Genomic DNA, 26,271 nt, shown 5'->3' on the forward strand with positions numbered 1-26,271 from the left:
TAATTGACTAGCTAGACATTTTCAGACGTCTTGCATATATAATTCTGTATATCACATAAGCAAGTATCATGGCAATCATCAGTACGATACTTCCTATCACAATCCCTTTGACCGCAAGGGTCTTCGGATCGCCGGCAATAAGCAGACCTATCAGTAAGAGCGCAACGACACCAATGGTAATACAGAAGCAGTTAACAGCCAAATGTGAATAGATTAATACCGCTTTCTTCTCCTTTAATGTCGGTTCGCGATCGGCTTCAGGATCAGTATATTCACAAATGGCTTGATAACCTTTGTCTTCATACTTTTTACGTGCCGACCAAACTTCCATGATTGCAAGGATAAGTACAGGAAGTACACAACCGGCAACTGACTCTATAAGGCTTGGACTAATAACGGAGGCGGGAATTATGACGCGAGCCATAATACCAACGAGCCAGGTAAGAATCATTGCAGAAATAAGTTGGTTGCCTGTCAGCCGCTTCGAGAACAGACCCCATATTGACGGAATGTATAAAGGACACATCACCATAGTAAGAAGAGTTACTACCACCTTTTCGGCACCTCCGGCAAACGGGATGAGCATTGACAAAGCGATAATCACAAGTCCAAAGACAAATGTGAAGAGACGTCCTACCTTGATACGCTTTTTCTCATCTGCCTGACGGTTTTTCTCTTTGTGTCCCCAAATATCATAAGTATATACATTGGCATATACATTCAAAATGCCTGAAACATTACTCAATGTAGCCGATAGCATCGCTGCCAACATCATGCCGACCATTCCTTTCATAAGCACGAGTTTGCTCATATTCACATAAGCGTGTTCGCCGTTGAAAGTCATTGTGGTTGCATCCAAATCAAGCGCAAGTCCGGGTTCCATCACACGATAAATCATGGTAGGAAGATACCAGATAAGAGGAGTGACGAGATAAAGAATTCCGATTAAATAAGTACTCTTTTTCGCGTCTCTTGTAGTAGGTACGCTTATGTATCGCTGTACAAACGGCCAGTCACCGCCAATCATGGACACATTGAGAAATATCCACAGTAAAAGCCACCCCCATGTATAGGTCGGAGATGTGCCCGAGAAGAATCCCGGTATCTCACTGGCCTTATCGATAAATGCACTTACGCCTCCTACCGCGTTAAATGAAAGAGGTATCATAAATACAACCACGGCCAGAAGTACTCCGAACTGAATTACATCAGTCATTAGTACTGCAAGAAATCCTCCGGCAATGGTGTATCCAAGAGCGATGGCACCAAGGATAAGAAGCGCCCACCAAATACTTAGGTAACCCATCGGTGAATCGCCCATCATACCCGTACTTGCAAAAATACTGCCACCATCGACTTTGATTAATGCACACATCACAACCGCTACCGCATACAGAGACACTGCCGTATGCACCGCACGGGCTATAATTCCTGAAATTGTGTAAAAACTCACCGTGCGGTGTCCGAACCGGATGGTGAGGAACTCTCCCGGAGATTTGATACGTAGCTCCCGCCATTTGCCCGAGATCCATTTACCGACAATAAACGATGCTACGCCAAGACAAAGTGCAACGACTACCGCAACAAGTCCCGATTTATAAGCAACGCCTCCCCAAACGACAAAGGTACTTGCCGAGAAGATAGTCATGTAGGAAGAGACTCCCGATAGCCACCACGAAGAATTTCGCCCGGCAATAAACATATCTTCGGAGTTTTTAATTTTCCGGGACATCACAACACTCACGGCAATCAGTCCGAGAAAATAGAGTAAAATAATAATATAATCTAACTGTTCCATATTCTGGTTCTTCTTTATATAATTGCGCCTAGTTTCTTCAATTCCTCTATGAGATTGTGAATATCAGCCTTTTGTACTGTCACACCTGCCTTTATACATTGTGCGGCTGCCACTCCTGCGGCTTGTCCTACCCCCATACAACTTGCCTGAACGCGAAGTGACGCAAAGGAAGTTTTATCAGCACTAATACAGCGTCCCGCTACGAGCAGATTCGGAAAATCTTCAGCTATAAGAGCGCGATAAGGTACATACGCCGCTTTTTTAAGGAAGGTTACGCTCTGTTCCGCACCTGCTGCCACATGGATATCTATAGGATGTGCGCCACGTGATATGCTATCAGGATATTTATAAGCATTCACATATTCTTCTGCTGTAATGGTATGTACACCTTTGATACGACGTGTCTCACGAATACCGGCATGTACGGCGACGGTCGTCACATAACTGTTTTTAAACTCTTCAAAGTTCTCTTTAAAGATTCGTGCTATTTTAAATACGTCTTCCCGTAAGCGACATTCCGCTGCGGTAAAATTTCTATTATCGATGGCATTTCCTGCAGTACGGGTCATATTAACCGTTACTTCGCCCGGACGAAGAGTGGTGCAAAACCAGGGACCTCCGAATTCGGGGATGCCAAGTGCCTCTTTCATTGCTAAAAGTTTCTCACGAACTGCAATGCAATGACAATTCTGCCCTTGTTTATTATGGTGCATGGCATCGATTATCATGGGCGAATCTGTATCCACACCTCCTAATATAAAATAGGTGGAAAGAGGTTGCAGCGGTTTACATTCATCAGTTTGCATCGGAACACCCGCCATAGCAGCAAGGTCACCATCCCCAGTGCAGTCGATATACATATCGGCACTGATGGCTTCTGTCCCATTCTTATTCTCAAAGAGGATACAGGATATTTTGCCGTCTTTTGCCTGGCAACCGCTTAAATAAGAGTGCATATACATATCCACACCGGCTTCCAGCATCATTTGCTGGCATAAAAGCTTGTAAAGCTCCGGATCAAAAGCTACATTGCCAAGAGGTTTCTCAATGATACAGCCTCCCATCTTCTCCAGCCGTTCGATAAACTCCCATGGAATACCGCCTATCACCTTTTCATTATTATAGGTGAAAACACTCAAAGGAGTAACAAGCCCCATTGTAGCCATTCCACCTAAAAACCCATATTGTTCCACAACAGCAGTTTTCGCACCACTGCGAGCAGCCGCAATGGCCGCAATGAAACCAGCTGGTCCGCCACCGCAGACAACTACATCATAGTTGCCCACAATTGGAACCTGTTTCGAAATTTCTATACTTCGTACTTTCTTGTCCATGACCGTTTTTTATCCTTTAATTATTACCAATTCAAATAGATGGTAAACTTTGATGTGCTTTCGACCGCACTTATAAGAAAAGAGGTGTGTTTTCATAGTTCTTTTTCTTTAGTTCGACATCATGTTGATGTAGCAAAGATAAAGAACAAGGGCTTGAAAAAAAGTTTTTTCCTAACTCTTTTGCCTGCAAACGATTGCGGGAACGTTCCCAAAATCTGCAAACGTTACAAAAGCATTACACAAAGGCAAATGGGATTCGTATTTTACTCCAATATTAGGATTTATTGTTTGAAATCAATATCTTTGCTTTGATTTAAACCATCATTCAGCATGAAGTATATAACCATAAAAGACATCGCTCGACATTTATCAATATCCGTCTCCACTGTATCTCGTGCATTGGGGGATGACAAGAATATCCGTAAAGAAACGAAAGAAAAGGTAATAGAAGCGGCTAAAAGATTGGGATATAGACCAAACCCTGTAGCAATCAACCTTAAATACGGACATACTAATACCGTGGGAGTGATCGTTCCTGAAATGGTTACGCCGTTTGCTTCACGAGTAATAAACGGAATACAAGAAGTGCTTCACACCAAAAATATAAAGGTGATTATTGCAGAGTCGGGAGGAGATCCGGAAAAAGAAAAAGAGAACCTGCAACTGATGGAAGGATTCATGGTGGACGGCATCATCATCTGCCTTTGCAGTTATAAAAGGAACAAGGAGGAATATTCCCGTTTGCAGCAAGCGGGAATGCCTATGGTGTTCTATGATCGTATTCCCTATGGACTTGAAGTCCCGCAGGTAATAGTGGACGATTATATGAAGTCATTCTTTCTCGTAGAAAGTCTGATCCGAAGCGGACGCAAACAGATTGTTCATATACAGGGACCGGACGATATTTACAACTCCATAGAACGTGTCAGAGGGTACAAAGACGCTTTGGCTAAATTCGGAATTCCTTTTGATAAGAATAATATGCTGATAAAAACCGGTATGACTTTTGAGGAAGGGAAAAAAGCAGCGGATATATTAGTGGAAAGAAATATTCCTTTTAATGCTATTTTCGCTTTTACGGAAACATTGGCTATTGGAGCTATGAACAGATTGAGGGAACTTGGGAAAAAAATACCCGAAGAAATCGCCGTAGCCAGTTTTTCAGGAACCGAACTTTCCAACATAGTCTATCCCAAATTGACTACAGTAGAACCGCCTTTGTACCAGATGGGGAAAAAAGCTGCCGAACTTATTTTAGAGAAAATCAAAGATCCGGCATCTCCCAATCATTCAATCGTGTTGGATGCGGAAATCAAAATGCGTGCATCGACGCCCAATGAATAATCGCCCCACTTAATAAAAGCAAGGCGATTTTCTCCCCGTATAATACTTAAATCAAATGGAGATTGTGCTGCTATAGCTATCATTTCAGCTACTAGAAATAGTCATAACTTTCATTTTAAGAACTTTATTCCATACATATTTCTATTCTTTTGCAATCTCTATGTCATTGTACCACTACGAGTTTTAACTATAAACGAGGACAGAAATACTTTGAAAACATTTTTTAATCAAGTAAATCTTGTCTTACATTATTAACTATAAACATATTGGGTATATATCTCCAGCATGTTGGACATATATAGCCAACATGTAGCGCATATATATCCTGCATGCAGCGTATATATTCACAACAAACAGCTTTTCCAGAAGAAATAGAAACCCTATTTTTCGTTCTTCATCACTCAGATACACAGTAGTAATGGCATGGCAAATAACATATTCAGATGCATCTATTCCAAAATACTGAATAAACTCTTCAATCTTGTCATTTGAAAGAATTATAGCCAGAATTGTAGCCATACCGCTATCAAAAGATCATAGTAAGTTCAGACAGCAATATGAAATTATATAATTTAGTATTCATATGAGAAGACAAGTATTACGGAAAATTTAGTTCTCTATAATAAAAAAGAGTTATATACATAAATTATACTCATCAAAAATTTGCGATTATCTTCTTTTTGCAATAACTTTGCACACAATAAAAAAAGCAAAACAAACGTTATGAAAGCAAAAGTATTCTTTTCTATTGATTCTTCTGTATCAATTACAGCATATTCCAGAAATAATAATGTAATCACATATATCAATGACAGCAAATCTTCTGGATTGAACTACAATTTTACAATTCCAACCTAACACATTATAATTATTAACATCTTTCTTTTTGGGACTGGGAAAGAAAAAACATTTTGTATGAAAAGAATTATTTTCAGTATTCTAATTGGATTTATGGCAATTAGTGTAAGCGCACAACTTATGCGCAGTGAAGAACTTGAAAAGTACGCCAAAGAAAAGTTTGGTGATAAGTGGGAAAACGCAGCAGCCAATATAGGCTCTCAATTATCATTGGATAAAAACAACTCTTTGACGTACACACAAGTCATTGAGTGTGGAGAACAAACAAAAGAGAAATTATATGTTACTCTTAATCATTGGTTTGTTGAGTCTTTTAATGATGCAAACTCTGTCATTCAACTTAATGACAAAGAAGCAGGAGTTATTATTGGCAAAGGATATGTTGCTGGTATTGCTGGTCATACAGGCGGAATGAACGCATATATTGTCAGCATACATCCAATTATAAAAGTTGATATCAAGGACAAAAAAATTCGTGTGACCTATACTGTACAGTGCTATGATGTCGAAAAATCAATTGGTGGTGGCGTTATGTCTGCTTTTTCCAATGGCTCCACAAAACCTACACTATCTAACGAACAATGGGCACTTGAAACATGCTATCCTTTCGTAGAAAAAGATGCGCATAAAGCTAAAAAGACTTCATCGAAAGCATTGGTTATGGCTCACGCATATTCAAATGTTATCATGGATAAAATTGAAGAAGCTGTAAAAAACGGCCTGGTTGGTAACGAATCCGATAATTGGTAATTCAATAATTACTTCTTTATATAGAACCGTTTTAATAAATGGATTTCTTAATGCAAACAACCTATATCTCAAGTATTAATAGCCAACGTGTAGACTATTAATACTTGAGATATAGGTTGTTAACATACAAGAAGCTTTGTATTAACTATTGAAATGATGATACTCTACCTCCCCACAGACGTTTCCATTTTCAATGACGTAATGCGACTCACCCTCAATCTCTCCTGATGATAAATCAGAGTTTATCTTATCATATACCGCTCTTCTTCCCATTTTTACTTGCTCCGATTCGCAAGAAGTGAGAACAAATCCACAAAACAAAATTATAATAAGAATTATCTTTTTCATACTCTACAGTTTCTTATAGCTTTAAGTTTTTAGATTTATTATTTTAAAGAAATAGAACTCTTATTATAATATCCTATCGCAAATTCATAAGGATAGTTATCACCTCTAATCAATAATTGCTCACCTCCAGTTCCATTATCTGTGGTTTTCTCATGTCCCCAATGAACAAAACTGATATAAAGAGTATAGTATTCTTTTTCACCTCCCAAAACTTCTTCCATGTATGGATGTTTAACAAGGTTGAGATTATTCTTATTTATGGAATAATCAACAAAGTGAATGCTTGTAAATTTATCTCCTTTATATGTATAGTATCCTAATCCCCCATTTTTAAAAACTAAGTAATATGTATACGAACCTTTGTTCATTACATAAGTCCCTGTACCGGACTCTAATTCATTCGCAGTAATTTGTTTTTCATAAAACTCATCTTTATCTTCATCTTTGCTACATCCAGCAAACATTAGTGCAGTAATCATTAAGAACAGTAAACTTTTCATGTTTGTTTTTTATGTTTATATTTAGCAAAGAAACAAATAAGTTTGAATACAACCAAATTTTTCAAACTACTTTTCTGAAGATATTCAAAAACAAATATCAAAAGGCTCAAATACATTATTAACTATAAACATGGTGTGTATATATCTCCAGTATGTTGGATATATATAGCCAATATATTGGACATATATACACTACAAACAGCTATTACTTATGCAAACATGGAAGAAATATCAAGACAAGCCTTTATATATATCTTCGCAGATGAAAACAAAAGTATTGATGTGAGAATTAATTTGTGCATACTGGATTATTATATAAAATAAGAATAGTCTACTTCATAAAAATAGTCTACCTTTGTACCGTCTTAATCGACAAGATGTTTTTACCAATTCATAAGGAAGATGTAATTAGTTCTACTCCATATATTAATAATTCCCCCTTATCTTTTAGCAAATTCATCCGCATGAATTAATCTGTTGCACTTGAGCAACTATCCAGATACACTTGTGCAACTATCTGGTTACACAAGTCCATTTCTGAAGTTACTCAACTGCAACATCTAATAATCATCTAAAAGAAATTATAGTATGAGTATACTTTATAAAACAACTCGCTTTGCAGATACCTTTACAGGAGATAAGGATACAAACATTCGTGTACAACTGCTATCATGGGATACACTTGATACAAAAGCTTTTGTAGAGTATCTGGCGTTCAGGAATAATATCACAAAAGGTGATGCATATAAAAATCTAAGTATGGTACTGGAAGGAATAGAAGCCATTCTGAAGGATGGAAACATTCTCAATCTGGATGACTTCGGCAGTTTCTCTCTTAACGGCAGTTTCTGCGAGGACAAAGAACCCAGTGAAAACCATCGGGCAGAATCCATAGAAGTGAAGAACGTTGTGTTTAAAGCAGAAAAGCATCTGAAAAGGACAATAACAGCAGCCGGATTCGAGAAATATAATCCTGAAAAACATAACAAACGAAAATACTAAAACAACATGGAATACGACAGAATTTACTCCATCCGAAAAGGTGAATACTTTGCGGATGCATTGAAACGTGCCGGCAAAGACTTCATCCCGACCAATTGTATTATTAATAAACTCCTCCCCGGACTGGGCGCTACACACTGCGAATTGACAGCACCCCGAAAGTCTATTATTATCGAGCCCAATGTGCCTGTCATTGAATCTAAAGCAAAGGTACACAAGAATTCATTGGCTATCTACAAAGGGGTTAGCATCCGGCAAGTCACCGACTTTCTGGAGAAGAACCAGGACAAACATTACAAATTGCTGACTACTCCCGAAGGCTTTACCAAAATTAAAGAAGCCATGCAGGCCGTAGATATAGATATGTACGCAGAGTGTTTTATCTTGTTTGACGAATGTGAGAAGTTGGTACAGGACGTACATTACCGTGATTCCATCCGCGAACCGATGAATGATTTTTTCCGTTTCCGGGACAAGGCATTGATTTCAGCTACACCCATCGTACCCGAAAAAGATAATCGCTTCGATGGTTTCACACGAGTATTAATCCAACCGGACTACGCATATCAACAGAAACTAAAACTGATTACTACAAACAATGTACTGGCTACTTTGCAAGAGGTAATTGAAGCCAAACGCGGCACAGTCTGTATCTTCTGTAACAGTATCGACTCAATAGACAGTTTCTACCGATTGATTCCCGAATTGAACAATGCTTGCACCTTTTGTAGCGAAGACGGACAGTATAAGTTGTGGAAAGGTAACCGCCGCAAGAAGTCCATAATGATAACCGAACTGGAACGTTACAATTTCTTCACTTCACGTTTCTACTCTGCTGTGGATATTGTATGCAAAAACCCGCCACATGTGATTCTCATCAATGATTTGTACGGTGCAACCCAATCGGTTATTGATCCGGCTACCGAAGCAATTCAAATCATCGGACGATTTCGAGGTGGAGTAAACACCGTGACACATATTGCTTCTATCCGTCCGGACCTGGAATGTATGTCTGCCAATGAAATTGACAGTTGGATAGAAGGAGCCGCCAGTATTTTCAACGGGTGGAAAAAACAACTGGCACGAACCTCAAATATCGGTGAACGTACTTTGTTGCAGGAAGCCATCGGAGAGAATTCATATCTCCCCTATTTGGATGCGAATGGAAAACCCGACCCGTTTCTGATAGCCAATTTATATGAGAAAGAACAAGTGAAACGACTATATACTTCCGCTGATCTGCTTTGTAATGCCTACCAGCAGACCGATTACTTCGCATTCTCTCATGAAGAGCGTCTTATGCCGGTTTCGGACAATGAACGTATGGCCATCCAACATCGTCTGGCAAAGAAGAAACGGGCACAGCTTATTGTTCATAAACTGGAAGAAATGGAAAAGATGAGTAGGGCTACCGACAAAAAATTGCAAAAACGCTACCAACGCATGCTGGGAAATCTGATTACTACTACCACCGACAGATACCTATACGATTGTTTCTGCCGGTTCGGAGGGGATTTTATTCGCGAATCCGATTATAACGAAAATAAATTGCGGACAGCATTGAATGTAAGCAGCGAACATACGATTAAGCAATCGGGACAAATGAAAATATCTATTCAGCGCACTTTTCCCATAGACTCCGAACTTTCCGTTCAAGAAGCGAAAAGCATGCTAAAACAAGTATATAAAAAAATGGGACTGAACACAGAACGAGGCATCACAACAAAGGAACTGGAACAATATGCCGAGGTGGAAAAAGGTTGGAAACACGACAATAGGACAATCAAAATATTGAAATTCAAGTAATTGGTAATAAAATGCAGTTTTCGCTCCGAAAAAAGCAAAAACTCTATATACATTTCATGTAAACTTCTCTTATTTTTAGCTATTTTGAGTGATAAGTCATTGAGTATAAGAGCTGCCACATTTTTGTTTCTCCCCGTATAATACTTAAAAGAAAGACAAAAATGTGGCAGAGATCAGTTTACATATTATCAAGTATAAAATCAGCTGAAATTCCGAAATTATCTCGTAAACGTTTCACCAGATTTAAATTAAGCGCCCGTTTCCCAGATAAAAGCTCACTGATACGAGACTCTGAAATGCCCAGTTTCTGCGCAGCTTCTTTCTGCTTTATATTTTCAGCGTCCATACGTTTTTTTATAGCGTCTGTTATGATTGTAGAAACCTTTCCCGGTAGAGGATGGTATGCTGCTTCCCATTCATAAATAGCGTCTGTCAAACGTACAAATTCTTCTTTATCAGAATCCGACAGCAACTCCATATCACCAAGTTTAGTTCCTTTTTCAATCAGAACTTCTACTGCCCTTTTATATTCCCTGTATTGGGAATCATTATTAATTTTCATAATACCCTCCTTCTTAAATATTCTTAGCATCAATTCTATCATAATCATTATGAGTGCCAATAAAACGAATTACCATTGTACCTGCAAAAAAAACAACAACTGAAACGAGTCGATAATTATTACCGCGAATATTAAACACATAGCGATTATTTCCTACATAATCGGCTGAAAGAAAATCTTTTTTTAGTTCATTATGATTTTTCCAATTTGCAGCTTCTATTTTTTCTACCCACTTTTCAATGGCATTATTAGCATCTGCATGTTTTTTAATGAAATCTTCCAGCTTTTCAGAATCGATTATTTTCATTACTCTTTTGATTTGAGACAAAGGTAGCAATAATTCCCAAATGTGGAATTTTTATAGAGAGTTATTTTTTATTTTTAAATAATTATTCAACCGTTTACGCGCAAACAATGCCAACACAAACACAAGACAGACTCCCAGTCCCCATATCCACAATAAAAAATCTCCTCCTTCGGTTTTTCCATAAGAATGTAGACCGCTTAAATAGTAATTCACTCCGAACCAAGTCATGATAACGGAAAGAATGGCTACAACCGAAAGCAGATTAAAACACCAGTCGGTCTTTCCTTTCAGAAGAGGAATGAAACGGATGTGAAGCACCAATGCATAAACAACGATTGAAATCAATGCCCAAGTTTCTTTGGGGTCCCAGCCCCAATATCTACCCCAGGAGACGTTGGCCCAGATGGCCCCTAGAAATGTACCTGCGGTCATAAAGAACAGGCCGAGGATCATTGACATTTCATTCAGTAATGTCAGTTCACGGATGCGGAACTGGAGTTTCAACCGATTGGTGGCGGAAAGCAAATTCATCAATACAAGGTTAAATAGTCCTGTCAGTGCGCAAAGCGCAAAGAATACATAACCGATCATGATAATAGCGACATGAGACATTAGCCAATAAGACTGGAGTACCGGAACCAAAGGAGTGATTTCCGGATTCAGATGGTTCAGTCCTGCCACAAAAAGCATGATTCCACCCAATAATCCCGCTAATGCGGGAAGAATACGGAATCGGCGGGCAAACAGAAGTCCGCTGCCTACCAGCAACCAAGAGGTACATATCATTGACTCGTAAGCATTCGCCCAAGGCGCGTGCCCACAAATATACCAACGTAGCAAGACACCTGCCGTATGCGTAAGGAAAGCGATTGTCAGGAGAGCAATCAGAATACCACTTAGTTTTCTCCCCCATTTGAAGTCCGCAATAATCTCTCCGCAAGCAATGAAAAGTAGGATGCCGCCCAAAATCAGGTAAGCCAGACGACACCAGAAAAATAGATTCAGCTGATTATAGAGAAGTTCGGCTTTCACTTTCCGATTGTCAATAGTGGGAACTTTAGCCTTTGCCTGTTGGAAGACATTCATCATTTCGACGATTTTATCGGCTTCCTTCCAGTTGTTGGAACGAACTCCGTTTCCTAACTCATAGATATACCAATCCATGATTTTGGTTACAAATAAAGAGTCTTTCCCTTGAAAAGCACTTAAATCATCACCCGGTGAATACCATTTTCCCTGCGAATCATTTCCATCCGGGAAAAGCGGTAACAACTGGTGTTGCATGATCCGATAGACGATATTTACCGATTCATCCAGTTTCAATAAATCCGAGTCCAGTCGTTTTCGTTCCGAAGCCGGTTTGGCGTAAATCGTGTTCATTTCATTCGTCAGGATATAGTTGCCGTCTGCATCAAACACATCTTGCCAGGCAATGTAATTGCCATCCCTGCCGAAGCGTTGAAGGAGCTCTTTATTATCGACTTTGATAAAAGGAAAGGCTCCCCATTCATCGGGAAAAGAAAGCAGATTCAGAAAGAATTGATCCGAATCCATACCGTTCAGTTGATCGGCTCCATACAATTTGCGTAAGATGGCAGATGTATAACTGTTGACGGGTTCGAGACGTCCGTTTGGATTAAGTACTACCAGACTACCGAACTTTTCGGCATGTAAAGAAGAAACACAAGGTAGTTGAGAAACCACAAGAGGGTGTTGCGCTGCTATGGGTGATTGCTGCAAAGAAACAGATTTTTGTTGTGCACTCAATACCTGCATACTTGATATTCCGGATAAAATCAGGAAGAACAACAGACAGAAAGGAGCATTATTTTTCATTTCTCCCAACTCTTTACGTAATCGTCCGAAACGGGATTTCTTACTGAACAACGTCCATACAAAACCAACAAACAACAGGAAATATCCGGTATACGTAAGTTGCATACCGGGACGATCGTAGCTCACAGACAACACAGTGCCCTGTTCATCGGGATCGAACGAAGACTGAAACAGACGATAACCATCCACATCAATCACTTTATTCATTCGAATGGTTGCCTGCAAAGGAGATTCATTCTCTCTCTTAATCACCAAGTCACTTTCATAAGACATCGGACTATGAGAACCCGGATAACGCTCCAACCTAAAATCATTCAGCGTGACAGAGAAAGGCAGGGAAGTCTTTTCCATCCCTGCTCCCTCATCTTTCATCATGCTGTTTGCCGTTTCCCCCTCACGGATATGCATGATACCCGTCACTCCGACATAGTGAGTGACAGCAGCCCCCAACCAAATAAAAAGAAAAGCTCCATGAAAAATCAGACTGCCTTTACTGATTCTCTTGAAATAGCTTCCCTGAAGGAACATAGCCGATAGATTAACTGCCTGCAATAACTGCAACAGTATAAACCAGGGAGCATAATAAAAATACTCGCGGGCAATGGCAGGGCCATAAGAGTTTTCCACAAAAGTGACTACTGCCAATATCAAGGCATAAAGTCCCGCTAAGATGTACATCAATACCGGTGAAGCTATCAGTCGAATCAGTTTCATCTGTTTTTCTTTTATAATAAACAATGCTTTTACAAATAAGCAATCCCTTCAATTTCTATCAACAATTCCTCTCTGCATACATCCGCATAAAGATAAGCAATAGGAAGATCCGGACAAAGTCTATCCAGGTCTGCTTTCACAGCCGGCGCATCTTTCTCATTCTTCAGATATACACGAAGAAGTCCTAACTTACCGGAATGTTCTGGCAGATTCTCCCTCCCCTCCTCCAGTCCGATCAAATGCTGGATATTTTCAAGAGTGATTTCCGTTTGCGAAAGTACATCTCCGGTCGTTACGCTTTCCTCGCCACGGATAGCAGCCGTGCCGGAAATATAAATTACTTCCTGCTGACGGTCGGACAAAGACTTTCCTCTTTCGAACTTCGGAGTTCCTTTCTCCGTATCCGCCCGATGACTAATCAGTACCTCATCCGAATAAACATGAGCAGCCCGTTGCCAGTCATTATCCAAAGGAACGATATCCACTTCTCCGCTGACAGCATTGAAATCAATCAGTATGCCTCCATATTGTGTGCCAATCCCCGTTGCTGCCGGATAGCCTGATTCCCATGCCGAAGAAGCATAAAACAGAGTGCGCACATCATTAAAATCCTGATAACACTGATTGCCATGTGTAATATCGGTGATACGTTCCAGATAATTCCACTGACGGACAATGTCACCGAAATTCATCTGTTCCGTTTTCAATATCTCTTCAACCTTTCTGAACGCTTGTTCCGATTGTTCGCGAACAGGAAGATTCAAATCATCCGCACAAAGTCCTCCTGCTATTATTTCCCGGTAGTGAGAAGTCGCGATCCGGAGGTAGCGGACAGAAGAAGAAGTGAACTGTTCTTCTATTGTGAGCGCCTCATCTGCAGCTTCCACCAATGAATGTACCTCCAACACCAAGTTCGCCACCAACGGTTTTTGAGCCACAAGCGAAACGACCGGACGGGGAGAAACGAAATGCCGCTCCACCCATTGTTCCAGAAAGGAACGTTGAAACTTGTATTCCTGATTATCCGTACAGCGTGTAAAGAGTACAAGACGGACCACTCTCTCTTCCCGAACGGCGGATGAAAGTAATTCTTCCGCCATCTGTTCCCAACTGTTTCCTTCCGCTTTATACAAATTGCATTTTATTCGATGATACTTCATAGTGCAAATTTCAATGTCTTTTTCTTATGATCTATACTTTATTAATGATAAGAGGTAACACCTGCCGGAATATCCATACTATAAACAGAAGACATGGTTTTCAAGCCCGGAGTATTTTCCAAAGAATAAAGTATCTTCTTTTGCCGGTCGACCAACAACATGTGTACTTTCTCTTTCGGATTTACATGTCCCGTCCAGTTTGTAATCAGGAAACGTCCGTCGGAGAAATACTGAAAACCTCCCAAAAACTTCAACGGTTTGCCGGGAATATCCGCATTCGATAGTTCCCAAACTGTCTTTCCTTCTGCCGTTACTTCGATTAGTCGTGGATTTTGATCTTTATCTGCTACGGCAATCAGTGTATGTCCGTTAGGCAGACGAGTCAATGAATGTGGTCCGCCAGGAACATCCAGGTTCCACACCACTTTTCCGTTCATATCATACTCCGTCACACACTGCGGACCATAATGCGCCACCAGAAAATGGCCGTTATCCAGACGCCGTGCATTACGCATAAAAGCAAATCCTTTCTCTTTCACACCTTCCGGCAGGATGCACACTTCTTTCACAATCTTACCTTTAGGAGAGATTTCCAACATACGGCCTGTGATACATTCGCCCACAAACGTATTTCCATTCTTCAACCGTTGGCAGGCAAAGACCAGGCTTTTAGATTCATAATGAAAGATGGTATCGTTCTGACGAGTCATTTCGAGTACTCCATGTCCGGTGGTGAAAAGGATATTGCCATTAGGCAATACCCATAGATCATTGGAATCGGGGGCTTTGTGTTGCCACACGATTTGATTATTTTCCATCACGAAGACAATTCCTTGCGAATAATCCGTTCCTGCAAACGTTTTTGCCTGCGCAGACAAAAATGCCGGAAACAGAAAAGCTAGAATCGCAATATATATTCTTGTCATAAATATAAATTCAAAATTAGTTTTATATAAAAGATTTTTCAGGCACGGATGAAGTTCACTACAGAGACAATACGTACTCCTCCAACTCTTCCAGTTCTTTTTCGGAAACCGGTTTGTGAGGTCCGTGTACCTTAAGCATATCTTTCATCGAATAGCTACGACCGTCATACAAATACGCCAGCACTCATTCAAAGCCGGAACGTCCATCGGCAAACCTTTATCGGGTCCGGTAGTCCAATCTACCTTATACTGTTTCTGGTCCGTGTAATATTGTCCGGAGTGACAACTTGCACAGTTTTCCTCAAAAATCTTCTTTCCCCTTTTCGCTTTCGCAGAAAGTTTGCCATTCTGAAGATAAGGACTGGGCAGAGGTTTCAGAGACTTCAGATATTCGTCGATAGATTCATAGATTTCATCCTCTCCTTCCATAAACAGAATATATTTCACTCCCGAACGTACCGCAACTTCGGCATTCTTACGAATACCAGTTGCCATACAAGGCGGAGTCTGATGCGAAAGCAAGAGAGTTTTCGTATTCTTCGGATTACCCATGCCATCATTCAGCAAATCCCAGTTAAGCCCGTCCATACGTGCATCATTCGGATGGCAGGTTGCACAACTTTGCCAATTTTGGAAACAAATGGTCGCATCATGGAAATACATATCGCCTTTACCTACTTTAGTGAAAGCCAACGGAGCACCCAAAACCTGCTTCTGCACGTTCTTGCCGTTCAAATCCATAGACACCAGTTCCGATGTATAATAATTGGCTGTATAAATTTTACCTCCCGTGGCAACCACCGAACGCGGACCTTTTCCCTGTGTAGGAATGAAGTCACGGATACCATACAAGAATCCCGCATCATTGGGTATATTACCCCATGCTTTCATAGAAGGAGTAACCATTTCTCCCTGTTTCGCCTTGGCAAGACGTTCGTGCAAAGCAATACGATCGATGCGCACCAATTCCTGACTGCCGGCAGCCGCTACAATGATTTGTTTATCATCCGGAGTAACAATGACCGACCACGGATTGGCCGCTCCTTTCTGCGGAGTATCCAGAATAACGGAAGTCAGCCACTTCTTTGCTTTCAAATCAATGATAGACAATGTATTGGTAGCCATCCATCCTCTATCCAACTGATTGGTAGGCAACTGATAACGGGAGATTAAATGAGTGACATACGCAAAAGTATGATTTTTGTCCACTGCTACCGACTTCACATCCGTAGAGCCGTTCGGCAACATGATACGTCCCGAAACCTTTTTCGAAAGTACATCGACCATGTCGAGCTGTACAGCAATCGGATAAGCCGTAGAAGGCATTTCCGGCAGATTATTAGCAATCAACAGGCAGGAATCACTCGCAAAGGCAGCCATCGACACAGGTTCACGGCCGACAGCGATTTTAGTTTTCACCTTACGGGTTGCCGGGTCAATCTCCCAAAGTTCGTTATTGAATCGTTGCGTCACCCAAAGAGACTTTGACAACGGATTATACAGAATGTCCGAAGGAGTAGCTCCGCTTTTTGTTTTAGATTGCACCGAAAGTTTCTTGCCGTCCAATTCGTACATCGTACCGTAGTTTCCGTCGCATACCACCCAAAGTTTTCCATTCGCATCCTGCGTCATGGCATTGACAGGAGACGAGAAAGAGACTTTCTTTTCCATTTTCTGCCCGTCGGACGACATCTTGATGAGTTCACAACCTGCCCTGTTTGTTACAAACAAGGATTTCTCGTTGTCTGCCAAAAACAAACGGTCCGGTGAAACCGTAGTTTCCGCTGCTTGCCAAGACGCACAAAGAAACATAGCAGCCATACTAACAGGTATCAATATCTTCTTTTTCATTTTTTCTCTTGTTTAGTTTGAAGGGATTGAATGTATTGACGAATATTCTCCTGATCTTCCGCACGGGCTGCTTCCCGCTTCTTATCATAATAGTTGTAGAAGTCGAGATCCTTTTGCGACCAGTTGTTCGCTTCGCGGTAGTCTCCGATAAAAGGAACAAGCAAGTCAATCCAAAGAGCCACTTTTCGTATTTCCTGCGGAGTCAACTTAGTACCTCCATGTCCGCTTTCCAGACGTTTAATCAGATTACTCGTGTTAGAACCTGCAAAATAAGGGGGCAGCAATGTAGGTTCGGACAAAGCACTGATCCAGTTTACTTCCGGATGGTGTGCATTACCTCGCCATGCTCCTCCATCTTTATTCTGGGTAGCATGGGTCAAACTCAAATACGAATCCGTATATTTTCTTTTGCTTGGTTTATCCATTACTTTCAATTCACCTTTCAAGCTCATTGGCTGCTTCACTCCATCGTGACAAGAGATACAATGTCTATCCCAGATAGGCTGGATTTCTTTCAGGTAACTGAAATTGCGTTCACCCATCTCATCTTCCGGAGCCAATGCCTTGATACCTTTGTTCATGGCCATAGATACCGGATGCCCTGCTACGGGAACCGTATTCTTATGCTCGTGACATCCTACGCAACTCTGCACCTCGTTCGGTTGCAAAGTAGACCAGCTACGCATCGTCTGAACGACACGTCCGTTTTCATCCAATGCCTGAAAATATAGAGGTTTGCGTGCAGGCACTTTAAAGAAAGCAGAACCATCGGGCTGTACTTCCGTCACACCCAACACTCTCTTCACGTCCCAAGCTGCATTACCTACTCCTACAGGAGAGCTCATGATAGCTCCTCCCCCTTTATCATTACCATTCACTTCGCCTACACCCGCTGCACGGAACTGGATTTCTACCACACGCAACTGTTTGATTGTACCCGGCTTCACTCCTTTCAATCCGTTACCTTCGTAGATATTCTGCATGTAATATACACCCTCATTCTTTGTATAATCTACCGAAGACGAACGGCGGAACGGACGTTTGCGAGGAGCAACCAATACAGGTTGATTGCAGGATATACGCGTATCAGAAACCAACAACTCACGTTCTCCGTCCGCATTCATCCAGTAAACGCCAAATTCCATCGGATGTCCGACGTAATAGCCCAACGGAGTATAGGAAATTAAAAATTCCGTCTCACTCAACGGGAAAGGGTGCTGAAACTGATCGGTAAACTTCCCGTAGCCGTCAATACGTTCCGGTTCCGGTTTGTGAACCGGAGCTACGAACATGACACCTTCATTCTCATCACGTCCGGCTTCGGGATCTATAATACCCAATTTGCCATGTTGAGGAGTATGGTGTCCCATAAAAACTCCCATCAACTTACGAGTGCCGGGGATTTGGCGAATCTGTGCCACCGTTGTCGGGAACCAGCTGTTCATTCCGTAATATTCCGCCTGTCCTGTTCCATCGGGATTCATCTGGAAAAGAGGTTGCGCCCAAACCTGCCCGCGGTCATTGTAATCCCAACGAGTATAAACCACACGGCCGTCATCCAACAGAGTCGGGGTAACAGTGTGCACCTGATCGAAACCGACCTGACGCATATAACGTCCTTCCCTATCGCAGAGATACATATTGCTGACTTCCGTAAACCAACAGTCTACCGTGCTTCCACAACGGGTAGAGTTGAAAAGAATATTATCATCCGGCAAGTAAATACCTTCAATGTCGGCATGTCCTTTTCCAAAAGTCAACTGTTTGATTTCACGTGTCTTCAAATCCATTTCATACAGATGAAAGTCATCCTCCTTACGGGACTTCTTCCAGGAGAAAAGCAAGTGTTGACCGTCGAAGTGGAGGTTCGGATCACGAACCACTCCTTCTTCATCTGTCAACAGCGTTTCTACCTCCGCCCAGATACCATTCATCTTCAGCTTCGCCAACGCGCCGCCCGCAATGTAATTACATTCGGCACGGGCATCCGAAACACCTTCGGTATAAGCAAAGAAAGAAGGACGCAACGTTCTGTACTTTGTAAAAACAATCTCCGGTTTATCGGTTGTGAAGGCTGTCAAACGCTTGATACGTCTTTGTTCACACGCTTTCAGATAAGACTGGAAAGCCGTTTCGATACTTTCCGGAGTATTAGTCACGGAAGTGTTGATGTTCAGTTTCTGCAAACGCACGGAAAGTTCCTGATTAAAACTCTTACTAAACCAGTCTACATCACCCGTTGTTCCATCCTGTAGCCACCAATCGTAATAGACCGGATAGGCACGCGTCAATCTCCGGTGCACGGCTTTGATCTTGTTTTCTATCTCTTCCTGATTACCTTTCTTTTTTATCGCCTGAACTTCCACATATTTCTTCTGAATCTCGACGATAAAACCTCCTGTGTCGGTAGGCTGAAGGGAAGTGTCTTTCGTCTGCCACGCTACGACGGAGAGGAACACACAACATGCCATTCCACACTTCAACAGCTTTATTAATTTCGATCTTATCATTTTATCTTCTTATTTACCTTAATTACCCTCTTGAAAAAAAGAACGATTACAAACCTTTCTTCAGCTCCTTATAGGATTCTACAATCTGAATACCACTTGATGTACCGATACGGGTAGCGCCTGCCTGAATCAATGCCAACGCAGAATCGAGATCACGAATACCGCCTGCCGCCTTCACTCCGATAGCAGGACCTACCACACGACGCATCAACGCCACATCGTGTACCGTTGCTCCTGCCGTACCGAATCCGGTAGATGTTTTCACGAAATCCACTCCAGACTCTTTAGCTATGCGGCACACTGTTTCTTTCTCTTCATCCGTCAGATAGCAAGTTTCAAGAATGACTTTACAGATCACTCCCGCAGGCTTACAGATAGAAACCATATCTTCTATTTCTTTCTTCACGATTTCAGTCTGTCCCTTCTGCAAAGCACGAACATTGATGACCGTATCAATTTCGGTTGCACCTTTAGCAATGGCATCGCGGGTTTCAAATGCTTTGCACTCTACCGTATTCTGTCCCAACGGAAAACCGATAGCCGCGCCTACACGTACGCCCGAACCTTCCAGCAACTTCACACAGGTTTCCACTTCTGCCGGATTGATGGCCACCATCGCAAACTGATACTGACGGGCTTCCGCACAAAGTTTTTCAATAGGAGACGCATCACCGAAAGGTTTCAGAAAGGTATGATCGATCATTCCTGCCAACTGTTCTACTGATAATTCTGCAATCACTTCGTTTATATTCTTCTTTTCCATTATTTTGAGTCGTTTAATAAGTTGTTATAAATCTATTGTTTCTTAAAAAGTTAATACGCATTTCAATACTTCACCCCGTTTAACGGCAGCAAAGGCTTCTTCAATTTCTTCTATTGTAAAACGATGCGTGATAAAGTCGGACGCAGACAGTTTTCCTTCTCCAATCCATTGCGCCAATGTGTTCATCGCCGCTTTTTCTTCCGAACGGGTAGGCCATTGATGCATGTGCAAGTCGAAGTTATAAGGAGCTTTTGATAAATCAAACGTCGGATTCTTTGTCATAACGCCATATACGCAGACATCTCCGCCCATCTTTACCAATGGCAATACGGAATTGACAACCGCATCCAGTCCCACCGCATCGATAACCGCATCGTAAGAACGATTGGCAGCGGCAATAAATTCCGGAGTGCTGATTTCAGCAGGAGTATATCCATGATCCGCTCCCATCCGGCGGGCTACTTCCAACTTGGCAGGAAGCATATCGACAATGTCAATCTGTCCCAAGCCGAACAACTTGCCCAACTTCACAAAGCTCAATCCAACAGGGCCGGAGCCTACTACAATCACCTTTTTACCCGGAGTCAGATTGAAATCTTTGAAAGCTCCCAGCACCTCACGCCACGTACAGGAAATCACCGCTTCTTCCGGTTGTACGTGCGAAGGAACTGCGTTCTGTATTTCAAAACTATCCCAGCACCCTTGTTCAGGTGTGGCCAATCCTTCTTCTTTCAATACTTCAAAATCATTCACTACCACATATTCGCTGAAACCTCCCCAGCCGCTATTGATACCCTGTGCGCCAAAATCGGAAATAAGACCGCCAATCACCCGGTCGCCCACCTTGAAGTTACACACTTTCTCGCCAACAGCTACTACAATTCCGGCATTCTCATGTCCCAAAGCCAACGGGTACGTATCTACTCCGGGGAACTTTCCGGCTACCAGTTTACTGTCGGTCGCATTACACAAAGCCACCATTTCTGTCTTCACCAATGCCTGATAAGCATTAATGACAGGAGTTTCCACCTGTCGTATTTCTATTTTGCCGGGAGCCGGCACAATGACTGTTTTCATATTGTTCTTTGGTTTTATATAGAATCTAATTCAGTTTTTGCAATCTCGGTATACATATCATATAAAGCATGATAGGCTTTATCAAAAACAGGCATCCACGCTTCGTATTTCGCCCGATTTTCAGGAATCGGCTGCACAGTCTGTTCGATACGGACAAAACGGTCTATTACAGAGAAATCCTTAAAGACGCCTGCACCGATACCTGCCAGGATGGCTGCTCCCATCGAAGTAGCCTCCTCCAAATAATTAGGTACACGAATTTCCGCCTGATAAATATCCGCCATCATCTGACGCCAAACGGGATTCTGCGCACATCCGCCGATAACTGTCATTTGGTCGATAGGAACATGTTGGCGGAAGATATTGACTATAAATCCCAGATTAAGCGTGATTCCTTCCATAACGGCCCGCAACATATCTCCATGTTGATGCCCCAGTGTCAGTCCGATGAATGCTCCTTTGGCATCTACATTCCAACGGGGAGTACGTTCACCAAGCATATAAGGCAGGAACAGGAGTTTGTTGGCTCCTATCGGAGAAGAAAGTATCTGTTCGTCAATCAGTTCGAACACACTACGGCCTAATTGAGCTGCCAAGGCCTGTTCGTGCTGGCAGAGTTGGTTTATCATCCAGTTGTAGGAGGAACCTGCCGCCTGCATCGTTCCTGACGGATGCAGCATACCCGGCACTACATGCGCCCAGTTCATGGTACGGCGTTGTTCGTCTACAATCGGCTTTTCCACTGTCAATGCTACCCAAGAGGAAGAACCCAGATAGTTGTATGCACTACCCGGAGCTACACAGCCTACCCCTACTCCGGCACAGCTGCCATCGCCACCGCCACAAATAACGGGAGTTCCCGCCAGTAGGCCCGTTTCACGGGCTGCTTCGTTTGTCACTTCACCGATAACGTCGATAGATGAACGAACGTCCGGAAATAAAGAAAGGTCAAGTCCGGCCGCTTCTATGATTTCTTCACTCCATTGCCAACGGTTCAAGTCGTAGGCGTTAGTACCCGAAGCATCGGAAGGGTCTGTGGCAAGAGTGCCACACAAGCGATAGTTGATATAGTCTTTTGCGTTCAGCATCTTGGCTGTCTGCGCAAAGACTTCCGGCTCGTGTTTCTTCACCCATATCAGTTTCTCTATGGAATAGGAAGCACTGATCCGGTGTCCCGTGATTTCATAGAAATGAAGAGGGTCTATCTTTTCAGAGAGGATCATCTCTTCTTCCTGCGAACGCTGGTCGCAATAAAGCATGTGAGGACGAAGCGGACGACCGTTTTTATCCACACAAAGACAGCCCATCATTTGTCCGCTAAGTGCCACACCGGCAATATCAGCGGGAGATACCAGTTCGAGAAGTGCTTGTGTAGTGTCTACAATGGCTTTCCACCAATCGTGCGGATTCTGTTCCGCCCGGTTGCCGGAAGCGTAATCTGTTGGGTAAGCGGCCGTGCGAGAAGCAATCAGCAATCCCGATTCGTCGAATAAGGTTGCTTTATTACCGCTAGTACCCAAGTCATGTGCTAATATATACATATATGATTTTTCTTCTTTTCAGTTAATAGAGTTAGAGTGCCGCATTCGTGTATCCGGTAAGTCCTACGAAAATACCGCCGACAATACCCCCCAGAATAATCACCAGCCAACGGGGAAATGCTTCTTTCAATAGTCCTCCACGTGTTCCTTTCGGTGCGCAAAGTACGTCGGACAAAATAAATCCCATTGCAATCGCCCATCCCATATCTACCCAGGGAGCACTACCACGATTTCCCTGATGAATCAAACAGAATTGCATCGGCAAGCCTTCGGCGTCATTCAACAATCCGGTAGAAAAACCGAATCCGGGCAGTTTGTGATTGACTACCCAGAAAGTACCGATAATAAGGGCGGCTGCCATAAATCCACCTATCGGACCAAAGTCCTTTACTAATTTAGGCCAGCTCATCAGCACTGTAAAGGTGACGGCAAAAGCTCCGAAAATAGAAGTGATGATTCCGGCATGATACATACCGAAAAACTCATTATAAGTCTGTAACCATTCGCTCATTGTTCTTTCCTCCTTAATTTATCTTCCGGGCACAATCGCACGAACGGATTTTCCATACTAGTATTCCTGCCAGAGCACCTCCTATCAGACAACAGATTAAGGTGGGTACCGCATAAAAGAAGTTGGTGATATCGCCCTGAAAGCGGACAATTCCCCAGGCGATTCCGGCAGAACCGATGCACCAACCCTGATCGAGCCATATTTTTCCTGGAGGATTGAGGATGGCTCCATGATAGTGATTCATATACCACATAATGCCGATAATCAATGTTGCCGCCAGCCAGCCTCCCATCAGGCCGTATGTCTTCCAAAGTTCCGGCCAGATGCCAAATGCAAATCCACCACAGATAGCGGAACCGGCAAAGGTTGATAGATATTTTTTCATGTTATTTAATGAGGTGTATTCTTTAATTAATAATGTTTTTCACACACGGATTACACGGATAACACGGCTAAGAGTCACCTAACGGCATTTAAAACCGTGGAATCCGCGTAATCCGTGCCTGGCTCCTATTCTTTTTCTTCCAATGACAGTTTAGCCAATGTAAAAGGTTTGTCATGCGCAGTGTTTACCTTATCCGGTCCGGTTACCAAGTCGAAACAAGATACGATTACTTGTCCGTTCCACACGATAGGTTCGCCCGGCTGATCCAAACCTCCGTCGCTACCGTCACAATCAGGACTTTGAGCAATGCGCTGAATCTTTCCATCTTTATCAATGCGTGCTACCGCATTTGCCGAGAAGTCTGCTACCCAGATATTTCCTTTATCATCTATGCACATTCCGTCCGTCGTGCGTAACTGGGTGGTATCTTGTGCCCATACATCATTACTTACCACTTTACCTTCCGCATCCATCTTAATGCGATGAACGGCACCATCACCGAAGTTTCCTACAAAGAGATCGCCCGCTTCATTAAATACAATTCCATCCAGTCCGTACTGCACTTCAGGATTCTTCGTGATAACAGTGGTAATGAGATTTTTATCTTCGAATGTATTCGTAACTGCCACATCACGGTCATTCATATCAAAACAATATACCCCGCTGACAAGCAATCCCGAAGGATCTTTGATTTGTGATAATGAACTTTGCGTGACATACAATTTCCCATTACGGATACGAAGACCGTTTGGGTGTTCCATACCGGATGCTACAGTGATTGTTTCTTTCAATTGACCGTTATCAAACTTCAGGCAAAGAACACGTCCTTTATTCTTCGCTTTCTCTGCTCCGCTCCAACCTTGATTATCGCAAATAAACAAGTCGCCTTCTTCATTAAAAGCAATCCCCATCGGAGAAGCCCAACCGGTTTCTTCCAATACAGGAACATCGAGCCACTTCGTTATCTTGCCATCTTTAGTGATACGCATCAGACAAGCAGGTTGCGCTATATCTGCAAAGTTCGGACAAGCCAGAATTAAATCTCCATTGGGAGCAACAGCCATTCCGTCCGGTGTCGGACAACAATCCGGCAGGGTTGCAAACAATTCACTTTTCTGCGGAAGAGTATTCTCTCCACTTTTTTGTTTTGGAGAAGTACATTGAATACAGGTTGCTCCTATCAAAGAAGCGGTCACAAGAGATAGTAAATAATACTTTTTCATGGTTAGATAATACAAATGTTTATGTTTATAATTTGAGTCCGTTAGTTCGGTACGCAAACATACTGGTATTTATCAGCAAAGAAGGAAAATGACAATTCAATAAAGGACAAAATTTGTTCAATATGATGCAGAAACAGCTAATTTGAGCGATGAATAGAGAGATAAATACTAGAATATGGAAGAATGGGAAGCGGGATATGGAGAAAAGTGAAAATAGAATACGGAGAGAATAGAAAAACAATCCTTTGTAAAATAACATATACGAGATGCCTTTATAAGTATGTCATCATAATCAGTTTATATGATATATACCTTATATTATTATAAGCAGTCTGTATTTGCTTCCTATGCAATACTCTACTTTCCCCTCCGTTCATAGCTAATTTAGACGAAAAAGAACATTTTCTCCCGAAAAGTTTTTGTAATATCAGAGTTAATCGTATTTTTGTGTACAATTTTGGTGTAGTGATGACAGAAGAAGAAAAAAAGTTATTGAATTCCTTTGAAACGCAACTACGGCATTTGATTTATTTGCACGATGAACTAAAGCGTGAAAATGCCGAGTTGAAGAAGCTTCTCGAAAATGAAAAGCTGAAAAACGAGAAGGTACAAGCTCAATACGATGAATTGGAAGTCAGCTATACAAACCTAAAAACAGCTACGGCAATCAGCCTTAACGGCAGCGACGTAAAAGAGACGAAGCTGCGATTGTCAAAATTAGTGCGTGAAGTCGATAAATGCATCGCTTTGTTGAATGAATAAGAAGAAGATGTATGAACGATAAAATAAAGATAAACCTGCAGATAGCAGACTCAAACTACCCGTTAACCATCAACCGTGAGGAAGAACAAATGGTACGGGAAGCCGCCAAGCAGGTAAATATCAGGCTTAATAAGTATCGGGAAGTCTATAAAAATCTGGAACCCGAAAAAATTATTGCCATGGTAGCCTATCAGTTCTCGTTAGAGAGACTGCAATTGATGCAACGTAATGATACCAGCCCCTATGTGGAGAAGGTAAAAGAACTGACAGAATTGCTGGAGGATTATTTTAAGGAAGAATAAATCCCGACCGGCTATTCGCTGATAAGAGATAAAACAACCACGCACTGCACAATATCCAAGCAAAAATAATTGCTTTGATATTTGGCGGTGCGTTTTTATTT

Annotated in this window: 22 protein-coding genes and 1 pseudogene; 6 read left to right on the forward strand and 17 right to left on the reverse strand. The window is 42.1% G+C overall.

Annotation, left to right across the window (positions count from 1 at the left end):
* Nucleotides 1-7: 7 nt before the first annotated feature.
* Together KSX81_RS02680 and KSX81_RS02685 are read right to left on the reverse strand one after the other, a co-directional pair.
* On the reverse strand, nucleotides 8-1,798 hold the full coding sequence (locus KSX81_RS02680) for a sodium:solute symporter family protein (protein ID WP_004325063.1): 1,791 nt from the start codon (nucleotides 1,796-1,798) through the stop codon (nucleotides 8-10).
* 14 nt (nucleotides 1,799-1,812) lie between these two features.
* Complete coding sequence (locus KSX81_RS02685; protein WP_149939542.1) at nucleotides 1,813-3,132, reverse strand: FAD-dependent oxidoreductase; 1,320 nt, start codon at nucleotides 3,130-3,132, stop codon at nucleotides 1,813-1,815.
* Nucleotides 3,133-3,462: 330 nt separating this feature from the next.
* Between KSX81_RS02685 and KSX81_RS02690 the strand changes: the two genes are divergently transcribed.
* Both KSX81_RS02690 and KSX81_RS02695 read left to right on the forward strand, forming a co-directional pair.
* On the forward strand, nucleotides 3,463-4,476 hold the full coding sequence (locus KSX81_RS02690; RefSeq protein ID WP_004320715.1) for a LacI family DNA-binding transcriptional regulator: 1,014 nt from the start codon (nucleotides 3,463-3,465) through the stop codon (nucleotides 4,474-4,476).
* A 915-nt stretch (nucleotides 4,477-5,391) separates the two neighbouring features.
* Nucleotides 5,392-6,084 (forward strand): DUF4468 domain-containing protein, encoded by a 693-nt coding sequence (locus KSX81_RS02695; protein ID WP_044917973.1) that lies wholly within the window; start codon nucleotides 5,392-5,394, stop codon nucleotides 6,082-6,084.
* 141 nt (nucleotides 6,085-6,225) lie between these two features.
* Here KSX81_RS02695 and KSX81_RS02700 read toward each other — a convergent pair whose 3' ends face one another.
* Both KSX81_RS02700 and KSX81_RS02705 read right to left on the reverse strand, forming a co-directional pair.
* Nucleotides 6,226-6,432: a hypothetical protein gene (locus tag KSX81_RS02700; protein WP_118419020.1), complete on the reverse strand. Its 207-nt coding sequence runs from the start codon at nucleotides 6,430-6,432 to the stop codon at nucleotides 6,226-6,228.
* A 38-nt stretch (nucleotides 6,433-6,470) separates the two neighbouring features.
* Entirely contained in the window at nucleotides 6,471-6,932 is a 462-nt protein-coding gene (locus KSX81_RS02705) for a hypothetical protein (protein WP_004320719.1), read from the reverse strand.
* 588 nt (nucleotides 6,933-7,520) lie between these two features.
* Here KSX81_RS02705 and KSX81_RS02710 point away from each other — a divergent pair.
* Both KSX81_RS02710 and KSX81_RS02715 read left to right on the forward strand, forming a co-directional pair.
* Nucleotides 7,521-7,934: an HU family DNA-binding protein gene (locus KSX81_RS02710; protein WP_004320720.1), complete on the forward strand. Its 414-nt coding sequence runs from the start codon at nucleotides 7,521-7,523 to the stop codon at nucleotides 7,932-7,934.
* Between the two features lie 6 nt (nucleotides 7,935-7,940).
* Entirely contained in the window at nucleotides 7,941-9,740 is a 1,800-nt protein-coding gene (locus tag KSX81_RS02715; protein ID WP_118419021.1) for a hypothetical protein, read from the forward strand.
* 178 nt (nucleotides 9,741-9,918) lie between these two features.
* On the opposite strand, the gene KSX81_RS02720 is transcribed toward KSX81_RS02715, so the two are convergent.
* The 13 genes and pseudogenes from KSX81_RS02720 to KSX81_RS02780 form a co-directional block, all read right to left on the reverse strand.
* Nucleotides 9,919-10,302, reverse strand: a complete 384-nt coding sequence (locus KSX81_RS02720; RefSeq protein ID WP_004320722.1) for a type II toxin-antitoxin system HigA family antitoxin — start codon at nucleotides 10,300-10,302, stop codon at nucleotides 9,919-9,921.
* A 13-nt stretch (nucleotides 10,303-10,315) separates the two neighbouring features.
* Nucleotides 10,316-10,609 carry a type II toxin-antitoxin system HigB family toxin gene (locus tag KSX81_RS02725; RefSeq protein WP_004320723.1) on the reverse strand — a complete coding sequence of 98 codons (294 nt, stop codon included), beginning with the start codon at nucleotides 10,607-10,609 and terminating at the stop codon, nucleotides 10,316-10,318.
* Nucleotides 10,610-10,660: 51 nt separating this feature from the next.
* The gene (ccsA, locus tag KSX81_RS02730; protein WP_118419022.1) at nucleotides 10,661-13,159 is read right to left on the reverse strand and encodes a cytochrome c biogenesis protein CcsA; all 2,499 of its coding nucleotides are present in this window, start codon (nucleotides 13,157-13,159) and stop codon (nucleotides 10,661-10,663) included.
* A 29-nt stretch (nucleotides 13,160-13,188) separates the two neighbouring features.
* Nucleotides 13,189-14,319 (reverse strand): PTS cellobiose transporter subunit IIC, encoded by a 1,131-nt coding sequence (locus KSX81_RS02735; protein ID WP_118419023.1) that lies wholly within the window; start codon nucleotides 14,317-14,319, stop codon nucleotides 13,189-13,191.
* A gap of 41 nt (nucleotides 14,320-14,360) precedes the next feature.
* The gene (locus tag KSX81_RS02740) at nucleotides 14,361-15,245 is read right to left on the reverse strand and encodes an aryl-sulfate sulfotransferase (protein ID WP_004320726.1); all 885 of its coding nucleotides are present in this window, start codon (nucleotides 15,243-15,245) and stop codon (nucleotides 14,361-14,363) included.
* A gap of 58 nt (nucleotides 15,246-15,303) precedes the next feature.
* A pseudogene (locus tag KSX81_RS02745) lies at nucleotides 15,304-17,096 on the reverse strand (c-type cytochrome).
* Entirely contained in the window at nucleotides 17,093-19,606 is a 2,514-nt protein-coding gene (locus tag KSX81_RS02750) for a hypothetical protein (RefSeq protein WP_004320729.1), read from the reverse strand. The pseudogene KSX81_RS02745 and the gene KSX81_RS02750 overlap by 4 nt, the downstream one beginning before the upstream one ends.
* Before the next feature lie 46 nt (nucleotides 19,607-19,652).
* A complete protein-coding gene (gene deoC, locus KSX81_RS02755; protein WP_004320730.1) occupies nucleotides 19,653-20,369 on the reverse strand; it encodes a deoxyribose-phosphate aldolase in 717 nt (238 codons plus the stop codon).
* Nucleotides 20,370-20,411: 42 nt separating this feature from the next.
* A complete protein-coding gene (locus KSX81_RS02760; RefSeq protein WP_004320731.1) occupies nucleotides 20,412-21,446 on the reverse strand; it encodes a zinc-dependent alcohol dehydrogenase in 1,035 nt (344 codons plus the stop codon).
* A 14-nt stretch (nucleotides 21,447-21,460) separates the two neighbouring features.
* Nucleotides 21,461-22,987: a xylulokinase gene (gene xylB / locus KSX81_RS02765; protein ID WP_118419024.1), complete on the reverse strand. Its 1,527-nt coding sequence runs from the start codon at nucleotides 22,985-22,987 to the stop codon at nucleotides 21,461-21,463.
* Between the two features lie 31 nt (nucleotides 22,988-23,018).
* Nucleotides 23,019-23,498 (reverse strand): Lin0368 family putative glycerol transporter subunit, encoded by a 480-nt coding sequence (locus KSX81_RS02770; protein ID WP_004304749.1) that lies wholly within the window; start codon nucleotides 23,496-23,498, stop codon nucleotides 23,019-23,021.
* Nucleotides 23,499-23,511: 13 nt separating this feature from the next.
* Entirely contained in the window at nucleotides 23,512-23,883 is a 372-nt protein-coding gene (locus KSX81_RS02775) for a Lin0368 family putative glycerol transporter subunit (RefSeq protein ID WP_004304747.1), read from the reverse strand.
* 125 nt (nucleotides 23,884-24,008) lie between these two features.
* Entirely contained in the window at nucleotides 24,009-25,106 is a 1,098-nt protein-coding gene (locus KSX81_RS02780) for an SMP-30/gluconolactonase/LRE family protein (RefSeq protein WP_044917975.1), read from the reverse strand.
* 447 nt (nucleotides 25,107-25,553) lie between these two features.
* On the opposite strand from KSX81_RS02780, the gene KSX81_RS02785 reads away from it, so the two are divergent.
* Nucleotides 25,554-25,868, forward strand: a complete 315-nt coding sequence (locus KSX81_RS02785; RefSeq protein ID WP_004304743.1) for a hypothetical protein — start codon at nucleotides 25,554-25,556, stop codon at nucleotides 25,866-25,868.
* Between the two features lie 11 nt (nucleotides 25,869-25,879).
* Nucleotides 25,880-26,170 carry a cell division protein ZapA gene (locus tag KSX81_RS02790; protein ID WP_004304741.1) on the forward strand — a complete coding sequence of 97 codons (291 nt, stop codon included), beginning with the start codon at nucleotides 25,880-25,882 and terminating at the stop codon, nucleotides 26,168-26,170.
* Nucleotides 26,171-26,271: the final 101 nt, after the last annotated feature.

Source organism: Bacteroides sp. MSK.18.37, assembly GCF_019129155.2.
Lineage (GTDB): Bacteria > Bacteroidota > Bacteroidia > Bacteroidales > Bacteroidaceae > Bacteroides > Bacteroides ovatus.